The organism is uncultured Veillonella sp., assembly GCF_934190855.1.
GTDB lineage: Bacteria > Bacillota > Negativicutes > Veillonellales > Veillonellaceae > Veillonella.
This window is the reverse complement of sequence record NZ_CAKPTN010000008.1, coordinates 1-22,891: the sequence shown is the minus strand read 5'-3', so window position 1 is coordinate 22,891 and position 22,891 is coordinate 1. Positions and strand designations below refer to the sequence as shown.

Below are 22,891 nucleotides of genomic sequence, written 5' to 3'. Positions count from 1 at the left end.
TTCCCAGGTTGCGTTCTTGAAAGCGCTGCCAAAGAAGATTACTTAGCAACAGTTGCTGTAGCTAAAAAATTAGGCATCGAGTTGGAAGAGCTTGACGGCTGGACTTGCTGCGGCGCCTCCCACGTTCAAGATATCGCTCCAGAAATCACACTTGCTACAAACGCACGTAACATTGCATTAGCAGAAGAAAAAGGTTTGAACCTTTTAACTGTATGTAACACGTGTACTTTGATGCTTCGTGAAGCTAAAAACGAGCTTGATAAAAACGAAAAAGAAAAGAACGAAGTTAACAAAAAATTAGCTCAAATCGGTAAACAATACCGCGGTACAACTGATATTACTCATTTCTTATGGGTATTGATCCGCGATTACGGTTTGGACAAATTGAAAGCTAAAGTTGTTAAACCTTTAACTGGTTTACGTGTAGCTGAATACTATGGTTGCCATATTCTTCGTCCTCAAACTGAATTGGGCTTCGAAGATTATCAAATGCCTACATCCTTAGCAGAATTGATTTCCGCTATCGGTGCTACACCAATCGACTTCTCCCGTAAACTTGATTGCTGCGGTTTCCATGCTGTATACCCTGCACATGATTCCGTAATGCAAATGACTGGCTCCATCAACAAAGATGCAGCTACAGAAGGCGCGGATTGCGTAGTAACTCCTTGCCCACTTTGCCAAATGCAACTTGATATGTTCCAAAAAGAAGCTAAAGAAGTTGTGGGTGGTGGCAAAGATATGCCAATCTTGCACATGTCCCAATTAGTGGGTCTTGCTCTTGGCATCTCCCCTGATGAAATGGGTATGCCTAAACGTCACTTAACTGACACTGCAGCAGTGACAAAATTTGTAGGTTAATTCGTTTGATTTAGATGTGACCTGAGTTGGTCTACAATGTAATCTAAATCTAAACCTATTATCATAATTACCAGAAGAACCCCCTAGCTTAGGCTAGGGGGTTTTTCTTTTAAATACTAACTTTATAAATATATTTGATTTTGATATCAATTGAGAATTATAGTATAATAAAAATATTAATTGTATACACTTATATGAGTGATAACTAATGCGTTGTTATTCGTAAATTATTTTAATGTTGCATAGTCTAAGTAATATAACAATAAGAGGAGACATTGTTATATTAAATTGCTTGGATATGTGCTTAAGGGGGACTTGTGTTGTAGAGTGTTATACAAGGGGAGGCTATAATGAACGAGATGTTATTAGAATATATTGATCGCATGATTGATCAAGAGAAAGACCACCGTGTTTTTCCCGTCGAATTTAATGATAAAACATATTATGTAAAGCAGGATATAAGTAATCACCGCTCTAGTTGGATTAAACCATCTCCTAGAGCGGCCTTTGATTATGAGTTCTATAAAATATCCTTTATAAATACACAGCTGCCTGTAGCTCCTGTAATTGCTGGTTTTAGAGAGCATTATTTCGTTACAGAAGGATCTGGTAAAACATTAACCTATTATAGCGAATTGCCGGCTCAACATCCTGATGATGATAGTTTAGAAGATATGGTCACTCATATCTTCTATATCTTTGGTAAAACATTGGGACAAATCCACGATTATGGTTTATCTCATGGGCGTCCTGCCATGAGAGATATTACCTATGATCCTGATACAGATAAGATTACTCTGTTAGATTGGGAAAATGGCCGTCGTTGGCCTGAATTGACACCGCAAGGTTGGGATTTACTGATCTTCGTTCACAGCTACTTGCGTGAAGATAATTTGCCGATTTCTTACTTATATGCCATGATGAATGGCTATAGCTCTGCTCGTACAGCACGTGATACTGTATTACATGTGAAAGATGTTTTACGTAACCACGAATATCTCTTTAAATTCTGTCGCATGTTAAATCCGTTCCATTTTGTAGATACAGAAGCGGCTGTTAAAGCCTATGACTTTATGTTGGCATTGAAAACTGAATAGTGTTGAACTATTTGTAGACCTTTACAGTTACTAGTTATCTTACGTATAGCTAGTAATCGTAAAGGTCTTTTTGTGTATTTATAAGACTCTCATGGCGTGTAGACTCGAGGCGTAGGGCCTGTATATTTTTATTTAGACCTGTTAGATCTATATAGTTACTGTAAGAAGTATAGATTTAGCGTCATAGTTCTCTAACTTTCACAATGATTACCGTTATTACTCTAGAGGGGGTTGTCGAGAGGACCCCTCAGGAATATAAGAGGGTGAAAGGAGGTGATACGATGGCTAACATTAAACGTACTAAATTGGTATTGCGTTTTAACATCGGCACCGAAGATGCGCCGAAGTACAAAGACGTAACCTATACTCGTGTTGCAGAAGAAGCGTCCGACGATAATGTGAAAACCGTTGGTAATGCGCTGGCAGCCTTGTATGACCACAGCTTGTCCGACGTGGTCCGCGTCAATGAAGTATCCTTAGGACATTAATCACAATGATTAAATTACTTTTGTAGGTGATCCAAACACATCCTTATTGCTGGTTTCTTATATCCTCTCATAGTCGTAACAGGATATAGAAATCGCAAACCCTCACATTCCCATCCTTATTGATATGAATCGTAGATAGACATATTTGATCTTAGAGGAACTATATAATTCCAACGATTGCCTCGTTCTATCTAGATTTGAGAACTTGTTTATGAAACGTGAAAGGAGGCGCCCACATGGCGGAAAAACGCGTTGTATATCTTACATTTTCTACGGTCGGTGGTAAAAGCACATCAGTCACAATTAGTGCTCCTCGTGCTGGAATTACTTTACAAGATGCTAAAACAGCGGCTAACGCGCTAGTAGCTAACAAAGTAATCCTTGGTTCTGGCGATGCAGAACTAGCTGCATTTACTACGGCTCGTGAAGTAACAACTCAAACTACTGAGTTGCAATAATCGCATACTGTAAACCGTTAAAAGGGCTCTCGCCGGTGGTGAGGGCTCTTTTATTGTGGTAAAATATAAGGTATACCAATTAGGTATGGTAAAAATGATTATAATATGCCCGAAAATTGGTGCATGATAGAACCCGAATGGGGATTTTTTAAGGGGTAAAATAGTGGAATATATCATTTCGTTCATGGAAACGTATGGCTATACAGCCATGTTTATTGCAATGGTTCTAGAAAATGCGAACGTGCCGATTCCTAGTGAAATTGTACTTGGTTTCGCAGGGTACTTAATCGCTCAAGGTGTATTTGATATGCACACGACGATGGTCGTAGGTACCTTGGCAGGTATTGTAGGCTCTATCTTATCCTACTGGATGGGTGAGTACGGCGGTCGTCCTCTATTATTGAAATATGGTAAGTATATATTCTTTAATGAACATAAATTTGAATTAGCAGAAAAGATGTTCAATAAATACGGTGGTGCTGCCGTATTCTTTGGCCGTCTATTGCCAGGTGTTCGTACTTTTATTTCCTTCCCAGCTGGCATGGCGCGCTACCCAATGTGGCACTTCATCATCTGGACAATTCTTGGCACCATTCCTTGGACGATTTTGCTCGTTTACTTAGGTAAGGTGCTTGGTGAAAACTGGCAAGATCTTATCGAATACAATCATGAGTTCTTGATTGTTATGGTTGTTGTATTTGTTATTGTAGCTGCAGTACTGGGCTTTAGATACTATCGCAATCGTCGATAAGGAGGGACCTTATGAAACTCTCTCGTTTGACGCCGGTCATGTTTATTGTGTGGCTTGTGTTCTATATGTTTGGCAATAATATGTTGCCTATTACGGATCCCGTTGAATCTAATTACGCGTTAACCGCAAAGGAAATGGTTCTTTCTGGTGATTGGCTATCTCCTCAAATTTATGGTAACTATTGGTACGATAAACCGATTATGATTTATTGGCTCATCGCCCTTGGGTTTAAACTCTTTGGCTTTGCTGATTGGGTGGTGCGTCTGCCGAGTGCCATCTTTGGTGCTTTATCAGTGGCGACCATGTACCAAGCGATGCGCACCATTAGTGGTAAATGGGCGCTTGGACTCATTGGTGGTTCTGTGCTAGGTACATCCCTCATGTTCTGGACCGTAGCGCATGGCATTATTACGGATATGGTGTTACTTTACACGACGTTAATGGTCATGATTTACTCCTACAAGGGGATGGTGGAACAGAAACCATATGCTATGATTGTGGCCTATGTATTTGCTGCGCTAGGTGTGCTCACCAAAGGTCCTGTAGCACTTGTCTTACCAGGCATGATTTTGCTTGTCTTTGCAGGTATCAACCGTTCTTGGTCTATGGTGAAAGCTATCTTTGATTGGCGTGGTATTTTAGCATTTTGTGTGGTTTGCTTCCCGTGGTATGCGTACATGTACAGCGTTCACGGTCAAGACTTCATCGATGGCTTCTTGGGCCTTCACAATGTAACGCGTGCTACACAATCCGAGCATCCAGAAGATAATGTATGGTGGTATTATCTAGCTATCTTCCTTGGCGCCTCTATGCCGTGGACGGGTGCCGTTATTTACGGTATCATCGATGGTTTAAAACAACGCCATACTGGCTTTATCTATAATATGACTTGGGGTGTAGGTATTGTTTTGTTCTATACCTTGATGGCTACCAAATATCCTTTATATACCTTTGTCAGCCTCGTTCCGTTTAGTGCTATTGGTGCGATGGGCGTTATGAAGCTGATTCGTAGAGGTAAATCTAGAGCATTGAAATGGATCATTGTAGGCCCGACCTTGCTATTGTGGCTTGCCTATGTAGCGGGATCCTTCTTCGCTCCGTGGGGCTTCTATTTCTTGCTCTATGTAGTGGTGGCTATTGCAGTACTACTTATGCTTCACGCCTGGTTTACAAGAAGAGGCTATCGTTTAGTCACAATTATCGTCCTTGGTACGATGGTGATATCCTCAATTGTTGTTGTAGAAGGGTTAGAGCCATTTATTAAACAACGTAGTAATATTGATGTAGTCCCAGTAGTAGACTCTTATGATGGTGATATCTATTACTACAATGGGTACAGTACAGCTGCTGTATACTATACAGGTCATAAGATTATTAAGATCAATGGTGATGAAAGTCGCTGGGATGATCGGGATAAGTTGAAAAAACGCAGTGCTGAATGGTCTAAGAAATACCTTATGGAACAAGTGAACGAACAGGAATTTAACAAGATCATCGCATCTGGTAAACCTGTAATGTTAATCGTTCCAAAAGGCGAGATTAAGCATTTCCGTCAATCCTCTATTTACCCGAATGTATCAGAATTTAGCGAAGCTGGTACATCTGAGGTATATGTGTTAAATAAAAAAACTATATTCAAATAAATCTGATAAACAAACAGGTTGAATTGAAGTAACCATAACAAGTAAATAGTGATACAAATAGGTAGCATCCTTTGGATGCTGCCTATTTTTTGTACCTTAAACACTGTGGTTGCTATTGGGGAGTTCAAGCTGTCTTTATGTTAGTGTTAAAGAATAGAAATTTTGATTTAGAAGGGTAGAAATTATAATTTATATTGATGTTTTTCTCACCCAAATAATAATACCTACAATATTACTGTGTTTTATTGACATAATTAATGCATATTGATATAGTAGGGTATAAATAAGTTTTGAAACGAGGTGTTCTAAAACCATATTTCATCTAGGTTTTAGAAAAGTGCGAGAAAAGACATGTGTCAAAAACGCCCCTTGTTATGAGGTAGAAAGAGGGGAAGTTATGAAAAAGACTTGGTATCTAATTATTGCAGTGGTTCTCTTAGTTATCGGTGGTATAGCATATGGCTATCACGAGCACCATAAACCAAAGACGGCCCAAGAATTAAAAACTGTACGCATAGCCTATTTGCCGATTACCCATGCGTTGCCAGTATTCGCTACAAAAGAATTAGAAACAGCAGATGGTCCTGTTCACGTAGAGCTAGTTAAATATGGATCTTGGCCAGAGCTAATGGATGCGCTCAATACAGGTAAGGTAGATGCTGCATCAGTACTCGTTGAGCTAGGCGTAAAGGCTCGCGAACAAGGCATTGATGTTCGTGCTGCTGCACTGGGTCATACAGAGGGTAACATTATCATCGTAAATAAGGATATTAACTCTGTCCAAGACTTAAAAGGTAAATCCTTTGCCATCCCTCATAAACAATCTACTCAAAAAATCCTCGTAGACCTCATGCTTGAACGTGCTGGCTTTACAGAAAAAGATGTACAAGTTGTAGAAATGAGCCCTCCTGAAATGCCATCTGCTTTAGCAGTAGGTCAAATCGCAGGCTATAGCGTAGCGGAACCATTTGGTTCTTTAGCTTTAGAAATGGGCAATGGTAAGGTCTTTGAAGATCCTGACCACCTCTGGCATGACAATATTTGCTGTGCTCTTGTGTTTAATGGTAAATTCGTCGATGAACACCACGATTTGGCGAAAGCTTTCACCAAAGCCTATCTCGATGCAGGTACATATTTAGATGAGCATCCAGAGGCACAAAAGGAGATTTCCTTAAAGTACATGAAGTTTAAGGACCCTGTTATTGAACGTTCCTTGCAAGTCATCGGTTTTAAAGATTTAGCCCTTACAGAGGAACGTTATAATGCGCTCGTGCATCACATGACACATATTGATTTAATCAAAAACGTGCCGAGTTATTCAGAGTTTGTAGATCAAACATTGTTGCCATAGGAGGGGGACCATGAAGAAATATACATATGTGCCGGGCGCATTTATTGCAGCGTGGCTAATTTGGGAGTTAATCGTTCGCCTCGGCGGATTTAACGAAGCGTTATTACCAACGCCATATAAGGTATTACTTGGCTTTGGAGAGCTCATTGGAGATGGCGTTCTCTTTAAGGACATTGCAGATAGTTTAGTGCGCTTCTTCATCGGCTATATCATTTCTGTTGTAGCTGGTGTCTTCCTTGGCCTAATCTTGGGCTGGTACAAGGGGATTTGGAACTACATCAATCCTATCGTTCAAGTTATTCGACCAATTTCTCCAGTGGCTTGGTTGCCATTTATCGTTCTATTCTTCGGTATCGGTCAAGCACCGGCTATCGTAATCATCTTTATTGCAGCGTTCTTCCCAGTGTTATTGTCCACAGTGTCTGCTATCCAAAATATCGACCCTGTGTACATCAAGGTGGCGCGCAACTTTGGTATTAGACAGCCTGAACTGTTATTTAAAATCGTGTTGCCTGCTGTATTCCCTGGCATTGCATCTGGTCTTCACATCGCACTTGGTACAGCGTGGATCTTCCTTGTAACCGGTGAAATGGTAGGCTCTCAAACGGGCCTTGGCTTCCTCATCATCGACATGAGAAATAACTTGCGTAATGACCTCTTGATGGTAGCCATCTTAACCATCGGTTTCGTTGGGCTTTTACTCGATTGGGGCGTATCCCTCATCGAAAAATGGATTTACAAACGTTGGGGTATTGAGAAATAGGAGGTGGCCTCATGGGTTACATTTCAGTGCGCAATGCACATAAGGAATTTATGAAAGATGGGGAACCACTCACCATTCTTGAAGATATTAATTTAGACATTGAAAAAGGCGAGTTTATTTGCCTTTTGGGCCCTTCTGGTTCTGGTAAAAGTACGTTATTAAATGCTATGGCGGGCTTTGAGCTCGTTACATCTGGTTCCATTACTATCGATGGCGAAGAGGTGAAAGCCCCTCAGCTCAGATATGTAACAGTATTCCAAAACTATGGCTTGTTGCCATGGCGTACAGTGGAAAGTAATATTGAGCTTGGTCTTGAAAGTAAAAAGATGCCTAAAGAGGAGCGTCCTGATATCATTGATAAATACGTGAAAATGGTAGGTCTCGACCATGCCCGTAATCGCTACCCTGCAGAACTATCTGGGGGCATGCAACAACGTGTATCCATCGCCCGTGCACTAGCTGTTGATCCAGATATTATCTTCATGGACGAACCATTAGGCGCCCTTGATGCACTAACACGTATCAACTTGCAAGATGAAATCTCTCGCATCTGCCGTGAAGAAGGCAAGACAGTTGTATTCGTTACCCACGATATTGAAGAAGCCGTAGTTTTAGCGGACCGCGTTGTAGTACTAGCGGCAAATCCAGGTCGAGTACAAACCATCATCCCTGTAAACATCATCGATAGGACAGACCGTACATCGGCTAACTTTGTTAATATACGGAACCACATCTTCGAACAATTCCAATTGGCAAAAGAAGACAAAATCGAGTTCTATATTTAGTTATATATATCAAAAGAAACACCCAAGAACTTTTCTGCTTGGGTGTTTTATAATGGACAAAATCCTAAAATAATTTATACTATAAGTAGCTAAAGATTGTAAGTGCTCCACTGAGTGCACAAAAGAAACCACCTAGGGACTGCGATATACCTAGGTGGTTTCTTTAATTATAATGGACAAAATTTTAAAATAATGTATACTATAAGTAGCTGAAGGATTATAAGAATTCACTGTTAGCACAAAAAAACTCCCTCAAGAACCGCGAAATACTTGAGGGAGTTTTTTATTGCTTATGGTCGTCTAAGCTAACGGGGTTAATCACCAAGAAATTTCCTATCTAACCACTTGCAAATGAGATAGCTGGTCACATTTACCACGATAGGAATTAGAAGGATTATAAGAATATCTTTCACTGGTGCACCTCCTTTCTGTACCTGTTTCCCCAGAACGGAGTGGTGACATCTTGATTGTAGTACATATAACTATATATTTCTTATGCAATTCGTGTAATTATCATGTATAGTAGATATATATCGGTAATAACATATGAAATTTAAACTGGAGGCTGTATGTCTTTATTTGAGTTAGAGAAGAGCATATCTTTTGATGAATATATAGCGTCCTTTGACGCAGAGCGTGTAGAGAAGGTTCGCAGTTTTGTAGATTGGCTTGCTCAGTATCAAGGTAGTCTCGTACATAATCCTTGGGGTGAGGTAAATCCCGATTTAGAAATCGTTACAGAGGGTTTTGATGCGGCTCAAGTGCGTCGAGATAATTTGGTGGCTTATTTATTGCCACGCTTAGGTCGAGCTAAGGTCTTTGTAGTGGCTGAGGCGGTAGGGTATCAAGGGGGACGCTTCACAGGTATTGCTATAACTTGTGAAAGAATGCTATTAGATAAGCACAAAACCATTCGTGCGAAGGATGTCACGCCTATTCGATTAGAACGCACTAGTTCTCCTAATAGCGCTCTGTTGAAAGGAACACAGCAGAAGGATGGCTTTAACGAACCTACTGACACTGTGGTATGGAGTGCTATTGTTGAAAAAGGCATCGATCCCTATGACACGTTGCTGTGGAATATATTCCCGTTCCATCCACATAAGGAGGGAAATCCATTGACGAACCGTACACCTACGGATAAAGAACAACAATTAGGCTGGGAGTATACAAAACGCTTGTTAGATTTACATATAGAATTAGGCGGTGTAGAACCTCTTATGCTGGCCGTAGGTCAGAAATCTGCTGATACGATGGGCAAATTTGGTCTAGCTGCTATTGGACTGCGCCACCCAGCAAATGGTGGAGCCAATCTATATCGACAAGGATTTGCTGAGGCTGTAGATACTTATTTGAAATAATATAGTTTTGATATATAGTGATAAGATATATTATATAAATTAATGAAATATAATTATCTTATTAGTTAAATTCTTAAGTACTAAGGAGAGTTAGCGAAGTTCTTAAGTTCTAAAGAGAGTAAGACTTTAAGAGCGTATTTTAGAGTGTTTTGGAGAGAAGTTTATGAAACGTTATTGTGATGCTTGCCGCCAGTATTGTGATGAGGCGGCTATGTTTTGTCCTACTTGTGGGCAGTATACCGTGGCTACAGAGGTGGAGCGCATTGCACCGGAAGGAGATGTCATCTATCCTTTGGCACACTACCAAATGAGTTATAAGGATACATTTCTCTATGTAATGGGGAAAAAGTTCATGGATACCGATGGACGAGCTTCCCGCAGGGAGTTTTTCCAATTTATATTGTTATGGAATGTATTAATAATCGGGTTATTGGCCGTGTTCTGTGCCTTGACTGCTATATTTAAAACAGGCCCTTATTTACTTGCTTTGGCTTGGATGATTATCTCGATTTTGGGCCTCGTTTCTTTGGTGCCAATGGTTGCACTCACCATTCGTAGACTTCATGATACGGGAAAAGGTAGTGAAACCTTATTGCTAGCTTTGGTTCCTGTTGTAGGTCCATTGATTTTATTAGGTTTATTGAGTAAAAAGGGGCAGCCTCAGGATAATCAATATGGCAACGCCTTACAACATATCGTAATCGACAGGCGCTTGGCATCTATTATGAAAGTATCTCCTACTAGTAGCTCTTTGATAACGAAAACTCTTATTGCTTTCATTATTAGTGCTCTTTGCATTTGTGCCTTTTCCCTACGTTATATGGCGCCTTCTGATAAGACCATATCGATGGGGTGGATGGCGAATGCTGTCGTTGGTGAAGGTAGTGAAGAAGCCGCAGAATTAGCGGTACAGAGTTATTTTAGTGCCGTTAATAACAAAGATTACGACAAGGCTTTCACCTATGTTATCGATCAAGGAAAGGTAAATCCAACGGAGAAACAAAAATGGCTTGAGTCCATGAAGAATGGCCCAAAGGTAGACGTGGTGACTTTAGGTGTTTCAGGAGTGAGTCGTGTAGGTAATTTGAAACGAATTATCTTGGAGGCGAACTTGCAAATGACAAAGCCTGGTGAAGGTGCCGTAGAAGCGACACATACAAAACGCTATATTTCTCTCATTGAAGAAAATGGGGCATGGCATATTGAGGGCTTTTATAAAAACAATCCTAATGATAAGTAATTAGATCTAAATACAAATAAAATATTTGAATCGATATAAGAATAAAGTGCCCAGATTGAAATAAGGATAAAATATTCAGATTGATGTAAGGCTAAATTATTTCCATCGATTTAATTGATTTAAGAATAAAATATTTATCTATAAGGATTTAATTAGATACATTTTGAATCATATAATCTATAGAATTTACTGGATTTTGTGCGATTTTTAGGCTTTTGAAAGCCGCATAAAGCTCGTGTAATAGCGTTAACATAGGGGTTCCCTCTTTTGTTAACGCTATTTTTATGTTACAATAACAGTAACGTGTGAAAGCGAGGCTTTCATCAAAATCGATCGGATTATATTGCAAGACCCATTAGATAGGGACGCAGAGAACGTACCCGTCGCGGCTGACATATCTAATGAGGCAATATACTCATTTGCTATGGCAAATGGTCACAACAACACTAGGAACGGCAAAAATTGATAGCGCATCTTTGCGCCCATTTGACGAGACGCTAGTATTTTAGCGCCTTTTTCTTTGTGTGGCCTCCATAGCATAGATCAATTCAAGTGATAGGTGAGAAAAAACTATGTTAAATAAAATAATGAACAAAATTTTAGGAGGAACTGTGAATACAACAGATAATCAGGTTACTGCGCAAGTGAAAGCAGAACCGACAGTAGCAAGAAATGCTACTCGTGCAGCTGCGGCTGAAGGCGAACAAAAACAAACTCGTCGCCGCACTAATACACGCCGTCCTGCTGGCGAAGGTCGTACTCGTCAACAAGCAGCTGGCGAAGGCGAAGGCACTACACGCCAACGCCGTACAAATACTCGCACAAGCGGGAATGGTGGTCGTACAAATACGACTCGCCGTACAAATACTCGTCGCAATGTAGAGCAAGGTGAAGGTCAAGAACGTACAGAACGTAAACCACGCCAAACTCGTGCACCACGCGGTGAACGTAGTGAAAATACACGCAACACGCGTACCAATAATACTGGTCGCAATGGCCAAAACGGTCAAAACCGTAACAACAACCGTCCAAATAACCGTTCCACGAACCGCAATCATCAAGAGGAGCAAGTGGAATTAATCGGTCGTACGCCAAATGGCGCTAACAAGGGTAAATTCCAAATCATCCCTCTTGGCGGTCTTGGTGAAATCGGTAAAAACATGACCGTATTCCAATACGAGGACGAAATCATCGTTCTTGACTCTGGTCTTGCGTTCCCTAGTGAAGACATGCTTGGCGTAGACATCGTTATTCCTGATATGAGTTATATCATCGAGAATAAGGATCGCGTGAAAGCAGTCGTAATTACCCATGGTCACGAGGACCATATTGGCTCCTTGGCGTATCTTATGAAAGAGATTAACTGTCCAGTATATGCTACAAACCTCGTTTGTGGCTTAATTGAAGGCAAGTTCAAAGAACATAAGGTATCTCCAAAATGTCTCCGCATGATTGCTGCAGGCGATGAAGTGCAAATTGGTTCTGTCAACGTTGGTTTCATCCAAACAAACCACTCCATCCCTGACTCCTGTGCTGTGTACTTCGATACACCAATCGGTACTGTACTTCATACAGGTGACTTTAAAATCGACCAAACGCCAGTTGATGGCCGTTTGATGGATATGCACAAATTTGCTGAGCTCGGCAACAAAGGCGTATTAGCGTTGATGTCCGACTCTACAAACGTTGAAAAACCAGGTACTACAGGCTCTGAAAGCTCTGTAGGTCCTGCTATTAAACAAGCTGTTGGTGAAGCGAAAGGCCGCGTTGTGTTGGCTACATTCGCATCTAACGTATCCCGTATTCAACAAGCTATTGATGCGGCAGTTATGTATAACCGTAAGGTTGTCGTTATGGGCCGTAGCATGGTAAATGTTACAGAAATCGCACAAGAACGCGGTTACTTGAACATTCCACCAAATACAATCATCGATGTAGACGTAATGCACAACTACACAGATGACCAAATCATGATCTTAACAACTGGTTCTCAAGGTGAACCGATGGCAGGCTTGTCCCGTATGGCTACAAGCAACCACCGCACTGTAGAATTGGCGCCGAATGATACAGTTATCATCTCTGCTACACCAATTCCAGGGAACGAAGGTGCTGTAGGTAGAACTATCGATAACTTGCTTCGTTTAGGTTGTAATGTAGTATACGGTAAAGACCGTGGCATCCACGTATCTGGTCATGCGAGTCAAGAAGAGCTTAAAACGATGCTTAACCTTGTTCGCCCAGAATACTTCATTCCGGTTCATGGTGAATACCGCATGTTGCGCCGTCATGGTGAACTTGGTGTTGCTATGGGCGTAGATCCTAAGAAAGTTCTTATCGGCGACAATGGTCAAATCTTTGAATTTGATAAAGATGGTGGCCGTAAAGGTGGCCGTGTACAAGCTGGCGCTATCTTCGTTGATGGCCTTGGCGTTGGCGATGTAGGTAATATCGTTATCCGAGACCGTCAACAATTGGCACAAGAAGGCATGGTTATCGTTGTAATGGCTATGGACAAAGCTTCTGGCACAATCGTAGCTGGTCCAGACCTCGTATCTCGTGGCTTCGTATACGTTCGCGATGCAGAAGAGCTTATGCTTGCTGCAGAACGCCGCGTAGAACAAGTCCTTGATGATTGCGAAGTGCAACGCATTAAAGACTGGACTACTATTAAGCAAAACGTACGTGACGCGTTGGGTAAATTCTTCTACGATAAAACTCGCCGCCGTCCTATGATCTTGCCGATTATTCAAGACGTATAATCACATAGAATACACAAAAGTACCGCATCGTATGATGTGGTACTTTTGACATTTAAAAAATGGGCTTTCAAAACTACTATAAATAGCAACGCTATCGCATTTAGCTACTACATGGGGTATTTGAAGTTACCCTTTTAAACTGTTATAATTAAAAGATACCAATTAATCTATCTTCTTATATATAGAATGGAGATTTATGAAACAAACAAATACAAGAGCGATGGTAGAAACAGCATTTGTATCAACTATCGTTGTTATGTTAACCATAGTAGGGTCTACAGTGCCATTCCTTAGTTTGCTTGCAACCTTAGTGGCACCTTCTGGGATTGCACTGATTGGTATCCGGTGGGGCAGTAAATATAGTTGTGCCGCGTCAGTGGTGGCATTTGTACTCGTCTCCCTTTTAGTAGGCCCATTAATGGCAATGGCGACGATTTTGGCATACTCTTTGCCAAGTATCTTCCTCGGTGAAGCTTTCAGAGCAAACTGGTCTTTTGGTAAGCTCATCGTTATACCGGCTATTGCGTTAACGTTAACGAGCCTTATGGGGATTTTTATTTCTGCAGGTCTTACATCCTTTGATTTGAGTCAAATTAATCATATGATTGATGTAGATTTAAAGAATGCTATTATTGAGTCTGTTAAGCAACAGCCTATGACACAAGAGCAAATGGATGCCTATATTAATCGTTTAGATTTTACGATCCAACAAGCCAAACGAATGCTGTTAGCCTATTGGTTTGCTGCCAATGCAGTCGTAGTGTATATGTTAGCTAAGCTTGTATCTTATATTGGTGGACGTACAAATAGTGTAATGCGTACGCTACCGACTATGGATACATGGCGCATGCCGATTTGGGGTGCTGGCGTGTTAGCCGTAGGCATTATTCTTGCTTATGGTGAGCAGTATCTAGGCTATACGGACACTATTATTTCGGACGTAGGTCTTAACTTAGCTTTATTTGGTGGTATGGTATGTGGCCTAAATGGTATTACATGCTTACTATCCATCATGAAGTCTTATAATTTAGCGGGCTTTTTCAGATTTATTATTATAGCTTTATTGTATGTAATGAGTCCGATGGCACTCGTTATATATGGTATTTTTGATATGTTTTTAGATATGCGAGCACGTTTCCAAAAACGCAGCTTGTAACAGAAAGGAGGCCGTTATGAAATCCTTTCAACGGAAATGGCAAGGTTTAGAAATTACCATTATCACCGTTATCGTTTTATTGTTATTATTGCTGGCCTATTTAAACTGGGCTATTGCAATTCTAGCCTTAATTATTGTGGTAGCGGCGTATTTGATTAATTACAACACCATTCATAACCGCCGTCGTTTGGCAAGGGAGCAGCTTGGGGCGATGATGAAAAACGTCACACAAGCATCTAACTTTGCTTTACAAAACTTGCCAATGGGCATTGCTCTTGTTAATAAACAAGGCACTTTAGTATGGAATAACAGTGTTTTTGCAGACTGGATTAAGGTAGACTTGAATAAGCTTCAAAAAATGTCTACTCTTTTACCAGGCTTCCGCATTGATAAAATCTGGGGTAAATCCGGATATATGACGGAGCAGTACGAAGATAAGCACTTCCAAATTATTTACAAATATATTGATCCTCGCGATACACGTCCAGATCTTCATAGTGAAGATGAACTGGCTGAACATGCAGTGATGGCGCTATACTTCAAAAATATTACAGAAGTAGAGAAGGCGCGTATCAAGGCCGAAGAGGATCAGCCTGTATGGGGCATGATTCAAATCGACAATCTTGAGGAATTGACAAAAGGTCTTAGTGACCGCGAGTATACTAGCGTTTGGTCCGATATTAATAATATTATCGTGGACGAAATAGACGGTCATGAAGGCTTCGTTCGTAACTTCCAAGATGATATGTACACCTTTGCCATCTCTCGTGGCGCTCTCCGCGCGATGGAGGAGAACGGTTTCAAAATTCTTGAGAAAATCCGTAAATTGCCTTCTCCACGTCAGGTGCCAGCTACGATTTCTATCGGTATTAGCGAGAACGTAGGCTCTGTAAAAGATGTGTCTAGTCGTGCTCGTGCCGCCTTAGATATTGCATTAGGTCGCGGTGGTGACCAAGTGTGTATTATGGATGGTGAAAGTACCCGCTTCTTCGGTGGTAATACAGCTGGTGTTGAGAAAAACACCCGTGTTCGTGCTCGAGTTGTATCGCAAGCCTTACATGAGCTTATGATCGACTCCGATAAGATCCTTATCATGGGCCATCAACGTGAAGACTATGATGCTTTAGGTGGTATCATCGGTGTCACTTCCATCGCTCGAGCACTTGGTAAAGAGGTACGTGTTGTACTTTCAAATGAAACGAGTGCTATCGATAAAATGGTGGCTGTTCTCAATGAATCTGAGTTCTGGCCAGAGCATTTTATCACTGTAGAAGGTGCAAAGGTATGGGTAGATGCGAATACGCTCACTATCGTATGTGATACGCATCGTCAAGAAATGGTAGCGGCCCCAGAGGCGCTTGAAATTTCTGAACGACGCATCGTTATCGACCATCACCGCCGTGCAGCGGACTTTGTAGAAAATCCATTACTTACGTACTTGGAGCCTACTGCATCGTCTACATCTGAGCTCGTAACAGAGCTCGTACAATATGCAGGTGTTCCTGTGAAGCTTTCAAAAGCGGAAGCAACAGGCATTTATGCAGGTATCGTTCTAGATACGAAGAACTTTGTTCAACAAACTGGTGCGCGTACCTTTGAAGCGGCCGCATTTTTGCGCCGTGCAGGGGCGGATATCGAAAAGGTTAAACAATTATTTATTGAAACCTTCGATTCTGTTCAATTGCGTGCTAAAATGGTATTTGAAGCCAATCGTACTGAAGGGATTGCTATTTCCGTAGCACCTGAAGGTTTGAAGGATATGATGGCATTAGCTGCACAAAGTGCGGACATGCTCATCAGTAATGAAGATATTGAAGCAGCCTTTGTACTGTATTCCTTGAATGACGGCGGTATCGGCGTTAGCGCTCGATCCAAAGGCAAGGTAAATGTACAAGTTGTAATGGAAGCCTTGGGTGGCGGTGGTCATAGAACGGTGGCCGGTGCCCAATTACAAGGTATGACCGTAGAGGAAGCGAAGCAGGCCATCTTAGAGCGTGCTCTTGAAGCCCTTCATTCCGCTGAACAAGAGGAGGAACAACAATGAAAGTAGTATTGTTAGAAGACGTTAAAAAAGTTGGTAAAAAAGGCGAAATCGTTGAAGTTAGCGACGCATATGGTCGTAATGTATTGATTAAAAAAGGTCTTGGCCTTGAAGGTACAGCAACTAATGTAAATAACGCGAAGCAAAAACAAGAATCCATTGCTCACCACAAAGTAGTAGCGAACGATGAAGCTAAAATTTTGGCAGCTCAATTAGCTAAGGTTGAAGTAACTGTAAAAGTTCGCATGGGCGAAGAAGGTCGTGTATTCGGTTCTGTTACTGCAAAAGACATTTCCGATGCAGCTAAAGCTCAGTACAAAGTAGATATCGATAAAAAGAAAATCGAAATCAAAGAACCATTGAAAACATTAGGCGTACATGACGTATTAGTTCGTGTTCATCCTGAGATTACAAGTACTATCAAGGTTAATGTAGTAGCTGAATAATAGTGTTCACCATGCTCTTTGAGTATGGTGAATTCTTTTATCCATAGTGGTTGTGTGAAGGGGATTATCATGGATGTACGCATTCCACCGCATAATCTAGATGCGGAAAAGGCCGTTTTGGGGGCTTTATTAACCAATGGATCCAACTCGGGCGCTGTGGTAGATACAGTGACGAGCATTCTTAAATCTGAAGACTTTTACCGCGATGCGCATCGTATTATTTATGATGCCATCTTAGAAATCGTGCACGCTAATAAGACGGCAGACTTCATCACCGTAGGTGAAGAGTTAGACCGTCGCAAGCGCCTCGATGCGGTAGGTGGTCTTGCTTATATTACATCTCTTGCCAATGAATCGGTGTCCTACAATGTGGAGGAACATGCGAAGATTATCAGCGAGAAAGCTCAGTTACGCCGCCTTATCGATGCAGGGAATAAAATCGTTGGTATGACGTACGCTGGCGAAGATGAGCCAACGGCTATTCTCAACAAGGCAGAGCAAATGGTACTAGACGTAAGTGGTCAAACACAGTCTGAATCTTCCTTTGCTCCCATTAGTGAAATCGTATTATCTAACTTAGATAAGTTAAACGCATTGCAACAGCATGATGGCGCCATTACAGGTGTTCCAACAGGCTTTAAAGATGTGGACCATGTCTTTAATGGGTTGCAAAAATCTGACCTCATCCTCGTAGCAGCCCGTCCTGCGATGGGGAAAACGGCTTTCACATTGAACATCGCTCAAAATGTAACGATGTTGTACGACAAGACGGTAGCCTTCTTCTCCCTGGAAATGGGCAAGGAACAGCTCGTTGCTCGTATTCTGTCCTCCGTGGCAGGCGTGAGCTCTGAAAAATTGCGCCGTGCGAACATGGACCCTGCTGACTGGGAAAAGGTTATCGCTGCTGCGGACCGCATGAGCAAAGCTAAGCTCTTTATCGATGATACGCCGGGCCTTACCGTACAAGATATGCGCTCTAAATTGCGCCGCCTCAAGGTGGAACATGGCCTCGATCTCGTTATCGTTGACTATATTCAGTTGATGCAAGGCCGCAACGGTGGCAAGGGCAGCGAGAACCGTCAACAAGAGGTATCTGAAATCTCTCGTAACCTTAAATTGATCGCTCGTGAATTTAACGTGCCGCTCATCGCCTTATCTCAGCTGTCTCGTAGTGTTGAAAGTAGACCAGATAAACGGCCTGTACTTTCTGACCTTCGTGAGTCTGGTTCCCTTGAACAAGATGCGGATATCGTTATCTTCTTGTACCGCGATAAATATTACGATGAAAACTCCGAAAAAGGGGACAATGCAGAAGTCCTCATTCGTAAACACCGTAATGGTTCCGTCGGTACCGTGGAACTCCAATTCGTTGGGGAATTGACACAATTTAGAGACGTGGAATTCCGAGACATGGGGCCGGAACAATAATGAAAATTATCGTGGGGGTGTGCCTATATTGATGGGGCCCCGTAACATAGCTACATTTTAATTAAAAAGAAAGGACTATACTTCTTTGCTCCTCGTGACCTGATGTCGCTGCATAAGTATAGTCCTTTCTTTTTATCACTGTACATATGAAGGTGTCCCATCAATATAGTGGCACTAGATAGTTTTCATTGTATTGTTGGGGGAGAAGGGAGGAAAATCGGTGTTTGATACATTGATAGATTATATCCAGGCACATGACGCTGCACTTATGAGTGGAGCAATATTGGTATTTGCGATTATATTTCCTGAATATATGGGAGTTCACTTTAATGGTGAAATCAAGCCAGCAGGGGATATTGATCGTATTCTTGTACGAATCGGTGCAGTATTCATGCTTTTATGTTTACTTTTAGTTGTTTTTGTATTTGAAAATTAAATTGTAGATGAAATTATATCGTTTAATCCTAAGTCCTAAGTATATAGTTAGGACTTGGGATTTTTTATGTCCAAATTTTGTCGCTATAACAACAAACATATGTTTGAAAATACTCTGTATTTTTGTTATACTAATCATAGAAATTCTTCTTTTCATATTTCTGGTAGGGTCTAGTGATTTAGCGGTTTGAGGAGGTGTTTGTATGGGTTCAGCCGATACGGATCGGATGTATATGTGCATTGATTTGAAGAGTTTTTACGCGTCTGTGGAGTGCGCTGATTTGGGGCTGGATCCGTTTGCAACGCCTTTGGTGGTAGCCGATGGGTCTCGTGGCAAAGGGGCTATTACATTGGCTATTTCACCGGCCTTAAAAAAGTTAGGCGTTAAGAATCGCAGTCGTCTCTTTGAGATTCCTCCACATATTGAATATTTAACAGTAAAGCCCCATATGAAGCGGTATATGCAGGTGTCTGCCGAGATTTACGGGACCTTGCTCAAGTATGTGGCACCTGAGGATGTGCATGTGTACTCTATTGACGAGTATTTTATTGATATTACGCCTTACTTACCGCTTTACAAGAAATCGCCTCGTGAGCTAGCGCAGATGTTACTTGATGCGGTGCTCAAGGCGACTAACATTTATGCTACCGTTGGGATTGGAACGAATTTATTCCTCGCCAAAATTGCTCTCGATATCCTCGCAAAACATGCGCCTGATTTTATAGGGTATCTTGATGAAAGCCTCTTTAAAGAGAAAATCTGGTATCATCGACCCTTGACCGACATTTGGCAGATTGGTAACGGCATAGCCAATCGCTTGCACAAGTATGGCGCGTACGATTTGCATGGTGTCACCATGGTTCCGGAGGCTAAGCTATATAAGGAGTTTGGCGTTAACGCCGAGCTTATCATTGATCATGCTTGGGGCCGTGAGCCTTGTACGATTGCAGATATCCATGCGTATCGTCCTATTAAGCACTCCATCTCGCATAGCCAGATTTTGTTGCGTAACTACACCTACGAAGAGGCGTACGTGCCTATGCGGGAAATGGTAGAGTCCTTGGTACTAGAGCTTTTACAAATTAAAGGGGTTACGAACCATATTCACGTTCATATTGGCTATGCAGACGAGATGGTGCGCTCCACAGGGGGCTCTAAAAAGCTCAAACAATATACAGATTCTTTACAGACGTTGACGGCGGCTGTTATTAAACTATATGAGCAGCATTGTCATAAAAATGAGCTTATCCGTCGCATTGGAATAAGTTTTGAGGATTTGGTGAATCGTTCAGCCATCCCTCAAGAGGAGGACTTATTTAGCGCTCTTACGACAGATACAGAGGAAAAGGAGCGACAAGTACAAGAGGCGATGCTATCCATCAAGGAACAGTTTGGTAAAAACTCTATTCTGCGCGCCTCTAGCTTACAAGAGGAAGGGACTATGCGCTTTAGAAATACCTTGGTAGGCGGGCACAATGGGGAATAAATAGTAGAATGGATACATTGGAAATAAATAGTGGAATAGATATATTGGAAATACATTAGTCGCATAAGGGGAGGTATACATTAATGAAACATCGTATGTCTCGTTTACAACGGGCGAAACAATTTATGCCCTTTGCGGCATTGAAGGGCTTTGAAACTCTCCTAGCGGCTGTGGCACGACCAAAGGAAGCTCGAGTAGAGCTATCAGAGGATCAAATCGAAGAAGTAAATAAAGCCTTGCAGCTTTTACACTGTGGAGATTGGGTGCGTGTGGTTTATTATGACAAGCACAAATATATAGAAATCATCGGTCCTGTAGATCTGATTAATAAGCGCTTACAAATACTAGTTGTACAGGGGGTTGAGATTTCATTTAGAGATATTAAGGCTATTAACCTGTATGATGTGGATATCTAAGCAATCATGTTTATATATATCTTAGCTAGGTTATCTGATATAGATACCTAAGTACTTATGTTGAAATATTGCTTATGCTTAGAGTTATTTGATATGCCTGATTAAGTAATTACTTTTAGATATGTCTTGTAACTAGAGTTAGGAGGGAATTAAGTATACAATAGTATTATGGACTATGGTTCAATCGTATTCTAATGGAGTGTTTTATAGGGTGCGATTTGCCGTAAGACGCATATACAATCGCTTTTATTACGTACAAGAGAAAGGCGGTGTATGTAATGCATGAAGTAATATCATTATTAATTAATCGCTCAGATTTTTTTCTCCAGTTATTATGGGAACATATAGAGATTTCCTTATCGGCGTCGATTATCGCTATTATTATAGGGGGATTATTGGGTGTTCTTATACATGAGTACAAGCGGTTATCAGGGCCAGTTATGTTGGCCGTTAATTTTCTGTATACCATCCCCTCCATATCGATGCTAGGTCTCCTATTATATGTGTCGGGGGTTGGCAATACGACGGCTGTTATTGCACTAGTCATCTATGCACTACTGCCGATGGTGCGCAATACTTTTACCGGTCTCGATCAGATTAAATCGGATATGCGCGAAGCGGGCATAGCATTAGGCCTTACGAGGCTTCAACGGTTGTGGAATATAGAGATTCCTTTGGCGATGCCCACGATTATGGCAGGTATACGGACTATGCTCGTTATGACTATTGCCTTGACAGGGATAGCGTCCTTTATTGGCGCAGGTGGTCTAGGCGTAGCGATTTATCGAGGAATCACTACGAATCAAAGTGCACTAACTATTGCAGGCAGTTTGTTGATTGCACTCTTAGCGATTGTTGTGGATGCGATCTTCTCTCTTGGTGAAAGGGTGACGCGCATTAGTCCTAACATGAAACGGTATACGATTATATTCCTTTCTACCATGACCTTAATTGCAATGGCTGTTGGTGGTTGGTCTCTCTATTGTCGTCATGTGAAAGCTGATGTTATCCATATTGCGACAAAGCCTATGACAGAGCAGCTCATTTTAGGTAATGTGTTAAAAGAATTAATCGAGCATAAGACCAATCTCACTGTAGAGGTTACAGAAGGAGTAGGTGGTGGTACGTCCAATATTCAGCCCGCTATGCGTACAGGTCAGTTTGATATATATCCTGAATATACGGGGACCGCATGGTCTGCTGTATTGAAACGCACTGATGCTTATGATGAAAGTCTATTTAATGAGCTTTCACAAGCATACAAAGAGGAATACAATTTCGAATGGGTCGGTATGTACGGATTTAATAATACCTATGGCATCGGGGTGCGTAATGAACTGACGCAGACCTATGGGCTAAAAAGCTATTCTGATCTTGCTCGCATAGCACCATCTTTAACATTAGGCGGTGAATATGATTTCTTTGGTCGTGAAGATGGCTATGCAGGGTTACAACGCGTATATAACATGAGATTTAAAGCGACTAAAGATATGGATATCGGTCTTAAGTATGCGGCTATTAGTCGTGGTGATGTAGATGTAATGCCTATATTTACTACAGATGGTCAGCTCAGTGTGGCGCCGATTACGGTGTTACAAGATGATAAGCATCTATATCCATCCTACATGGCTGGCAATGTGGTGCGTAGTGAAATATTAATCGCACATCCTGAATTGTGGACTGTATTAGAAAGTTTGAATCATACAATTACAGATCAAGAGATGGCAAAGATGAATTACGCCGTTGAAACAGAGCATCAGTTACCAGCTGATGTGGCACATAAATTCCTGGTAGAACATAAATTGATATAAGGTGAAGGTCGTTAGATATAAAGCGAATAAAATCTGAAATAAAGTTATTAAATTTGATATAAGGTGAATGTAATTTTGTATTGACATTTAATCTCCTTCAATATAAAATAAACA

At 41.4% G+C, this 22,891-nt stretch carries 20 protein-coding genes; all 20 read left to right on the top strand.

What is annotated here, in order from left to right:
* Positions 1–861 (top strand): CoB--CoM heterodisulfide reductase iron-sulfur subunit B family protein (locus tag Q0F90_RS01200; protein WP_296002431.1); only part of this gene is annotated, 861 nt, incomplete at its 5' end.
* A 350-nt stretch (positions 862–1,211) separates the two neighbouring features.
* Complete coding sequence (locus tag Q0F90_RS01195; RefSeq protein WP_296002427.1) at positions 1,212–1,958, top strand: hypothetical protein; 747 nt, start codon at positions 1,212–1,214, stop codon at positions 1,956–1,958.
* Positions 1,959–2,239: 281 nt separating this feature from the next.
* Positions 2,240–2,446 carry a DUF1659 domain-containing protein gene (locus Q0F90_RS01190; protein ID WP_009352393.1) on the top strand — a complete coding sequence of 69 codons (207 nt, stop codon included), beginning with the start codon at positions 2,240–2,242 and terminating at the stop codon, positions 2,444–2,446.
* Positions 2,447–2,682: 236 nt separating this feature from the next.
* Positions 2,683–2,904 (top strand): DUF2922 domain-containing protein, encoded by a 222-nt coding sequence (locus Q0F90_RS01185; protein WP_009352278.1) that lies wholly within the window; start codon positions 2,683–2,685, stop codon positions 2,902–2,904.
* 163 nt (positions 2,905–3,067) lie between these two features.
* Positions 3,068–3,655: a DedA family protein gene (locus Q0F90_RS01180; protein WP_296002424.1), complete on the top strand. Its 588-nt coding sequence runs from the start codon at positions 3,068–3,070 to the stop codon at positions 3,653–3,655.
* A gap of 11 nt (positions 3,656–3,666) precedes the next feature.
* Entirely contained in the window at positions 3,667–5,298 is a 1,632-nt protein-coding gene (locus tag Q0F90_RS01175) for a glycosyltransferase family 39 protein (RefSeq protein WP_296002421.1), read from the top strand.
* Positions 5,299–5,695: 397 nt separating this feature from the next.
* Positions 5,696–6,649, top strand: a complete 954-nt coding sequence (locus tag Q0F90_RS01170) for an ABC transporter substrate-binding protein (protein WP_296002418.1) — start codon at positions 5,696–5,698, stop codon at positions 6,647–6,649.
* Between the two features lie 10 nt (positions 6,650–6,659).
* Entirely contained in the window at positions 6,660–7,412 is a 753-nt protein-coding gene (locus Q0F90_RS01165; RefSeq protein WP_296002415.1) for an ABC transporter permease, read from the top strand.
* A gap of 11 nt (positions 7,413–7,423) precedes the next feature.
* Positions 7,424–8,197, top strand: coding sequence for an ABC transporter ATP-binding protein (locus tag Q0F90_RS01160; protein WP_296002410.1), 774 nt, complete (start codon positions 7,424–7,426; stop codon positions 8,195–8,197).
* Positions 8,198–8,766: 569 nt separating this feature from the next.
* On the top strand, positions 8,767–9,558 hold the full coding sequence (locus Q0F90_RS01155) for a uracil-DNA glycosylase (protein WP_296002406.1): 792 nt from the start codon (positions 8,767–8,769) through the stop codon (positions 9,556–9,558).
* A 163-nt stretch (positions 9,559–9,721) separates the two neighbouring features.
* Complete coding sequence (locus Q0F90_RS01150) at positions 9,722–10,798, top strand: DUF805 domain-containing protein (protein WP_296002404.1); 1,077 nt, start codon at positions 9,722–9,724, stop codon at positions 10,796–10,798.
* A 572-nt stretch (positions 10,799–11,370) separates the two neighbouring features.
* On the top strand, positions 11,371–13,557 hold the full coding sequence (locus tag Q0F90_RS01145) for a ribonuclease J (protein WP_296002400.1): 2,187 nt from the start codon (positions 11,371–11,373) through the stop codon (positions 13,555–13,557).
* Positions 13,558–13,753: 196 nt separating this feature from the next.
* On the top strand, positions 13,754–14,713 hold the full coding sequence (locus tag Q0F90_RS01140) for a DUF2232 domain-containing protein (protein WP_296002395.1): 960 nt from the start codon (positions 13,754–13,756) through the stop codon (positions 14,711–14,713).
* Between the two features lie 16 nt (positions 14,714–14,729).
* Positions 14,730–16,757, top strand: coding sequence for a DHH family phosphoesterase (locus tag Q0F90_RS01135; protein WP_296002392.1), 2,028 nt, complete (start codon positions 14,730–14,732; stop codon positions 16,755–16,757).
* Positions 16,754–17,200, top strand: coding sequence for a 50S ribosomal protein L9 (gene rplI / locus Q0F90_RS01130; RefSeq protein ID WP_105089868.1), 447 nt, complete (start codon positions 16,754–16,756; stop codon positions 17,198–17,200). Before Q0F90_RS01135 ends, rplI begins: the two co-directional genes overlap by 4 nt.
* A 69-nt stretch (positions 17,201–17,269) precedes the next feature.
* On the top strand, positions 17,270–18,628 hold the full coding sequence (gene dnaB, locus Q0F90_RS01125; RefSeq protein WP_296002389.1) for a replicative DNA helicase: 1,359 nt from the start codon (positions 17,270–17,272) through the stop codon (positions 18,626–18,628).
* A 220-nt stretch (positions 18,629–18,848) separates the two neighbouring features.
* Positions 18,849–19,064, top strand: coding sequence for a hypothetical protein (locus Q0F90_RS01120; RefSeq protein ID WP_296002386.1), 216 nt, complete (start codon positions 18,849–18,851; stop codon positions 19,062–19,064).
* 202 nt (positions 19,065–19,266) lie between these two features.
* Positions 19,267–20,550: a DNA repair protein gene (locus tag Q0F90_RS01115; protein WP_296002384.1), complete on the top strand. Its 1,284-nt coding sequence runs from the start codon at positions 19,267–19,269 to the stop codon at positions 20,548–20,550.
* Between the two features lie 83 nt (positions 20,551–20,633).
* Positions 20,634–20,966, top strand: coding sequence for a hypothetical protein (locus Q0F90_RS01110; RefSeq protein WP_296002381.1), 333 nt, complete (start codon positions 20,634–20,636; stop codon positions 20,964–20,966).
* Positions 20,967–21,244: 278 nt separating this feature from the next.
* Positions 21,245–22,777 (top strand): glycine betaine ABC transporter substrate-binding protein, encoded by a 1,533-nt coding sequence (locus tag Q0F90_RS01105; RefSeq protein ID WP_296002377.1) that lies wholly within the window; start codon positions 21,245–21,247, stop codon positions 22,775–22,777.
* Positions 22,778–22,891: the final 114 nt, after the last annotated feature.

Coding starts and splice junctions, on each gene's coding strand:
- Q0F90_RS01195 (WP_296002427.1), top strand. CDS start 1,212: ATGAACGAGATGTTATTAGAATATATTGATCGCATGATTGATCAAGAG.
- Q0F90_RS01190 (WP_009352393.1), top strand. CDS start 2,240: ATGGCTAACATTAAACGTACTAAATTGGTATTGCGTTTTAACATCGGC.
- Q0F90_RS01185 (WP_009352278.1), top strand. CDS start 2,683: ATGGCGGAAAAACGCGTTGTATATCTTACATTTTCTACGGTCGGTGGT.
- Q0F90_RS01175 (WP_296002421.1), top strand. CDS start 3,667: ATGAAACTCTCTCGTTTGACGCCGGTCATGTTTATTGTGTGGCTTGTG.
- Q0F90_RS01170 (WP_296002418.1), top strand. CDS start 5,696: ATGAAAAAGACTTGGTATCTAATTATTGCAGTGGTTCTCTTAGTTATC.
- Q0F90_RS01165 (WP_296002415.1), top strand. CDS start 6,660: ATGAAGAAATATACATATGTGCCGGGCGCATTTATTGCAGCGTGGCTA.
- Q0F90_RS01160 (WP_296002410.1), top strand. CDS start 7,424: ATGGGTTACATTTCAGTGCGCAATGCACATAAGGAATTTATGAAAGAT.
- Q0F90_RS01155 (WP_296002406.1), top strand. CDS start 8,767: ATGTCTTTATTTGAGTTAGAGAAGAGCATATCTTTTGATGAATATATA.
- Q0F90_RS01150 (WP_296002404.1), top strand. CDS start 9,722: ATGAAACGTTATTGTGATGCTTGCCGCCAGTATTGTGATGAGGCGGCT.
- Q0F90_RS01145 (WP_296002400.1), top strand. CDS start 11,371: ATGTTAAATAAAATAATGAACAAAATTTTAGGAGGAACTGTGAATACA.
- Q0F90_RS01140 (WP_296002395.1), top strand. CDS start 13,754: ATGAAACAAACAAATACAAGAGCGATGGTAGAAACAGCATTTGTATCA.
- Q0F90_RS01135 (WP_296002392.1), top strand. CDS start 14,730: ATGAAATCCTTTCAACGGAAATGGCAAGGTTTAGAAATTACCATTATC.
- rplI (WP_105089868.1), top strand. CDS start 16,754: ATGAAAGTAGTATTGTTAGAAGACGTTAAAAAAGTTGGTAAAAAAGGC.
- dnaB (WP_296002389.1), top strand. CDS start 17,270: ATGGATGTACGCATTCCACCGCATAATCTAGATGCGGAAAAGGCCGTT.
- Q0F90_RS01115 (WP_296002384.1), top strand. CDS start 19,267: ATGGGTTCAGCCGATACGGATCGGATGTATATGTGCATTGATTTGAAG.
- Q0F90_RS01110 (WP_296002381.1), top strand. CDS start 20,634: ATGAAACATCGTATGTCTCGTTTACAACGGGCGAAACAATTTATGCCC.
- Q0F90_RS01105 (WP_296002377.1), top strand. CDS start 21,245: ATGCATGAAGTAATATCATTATTAATTAATCGCTCAGATTTTTTTCTC.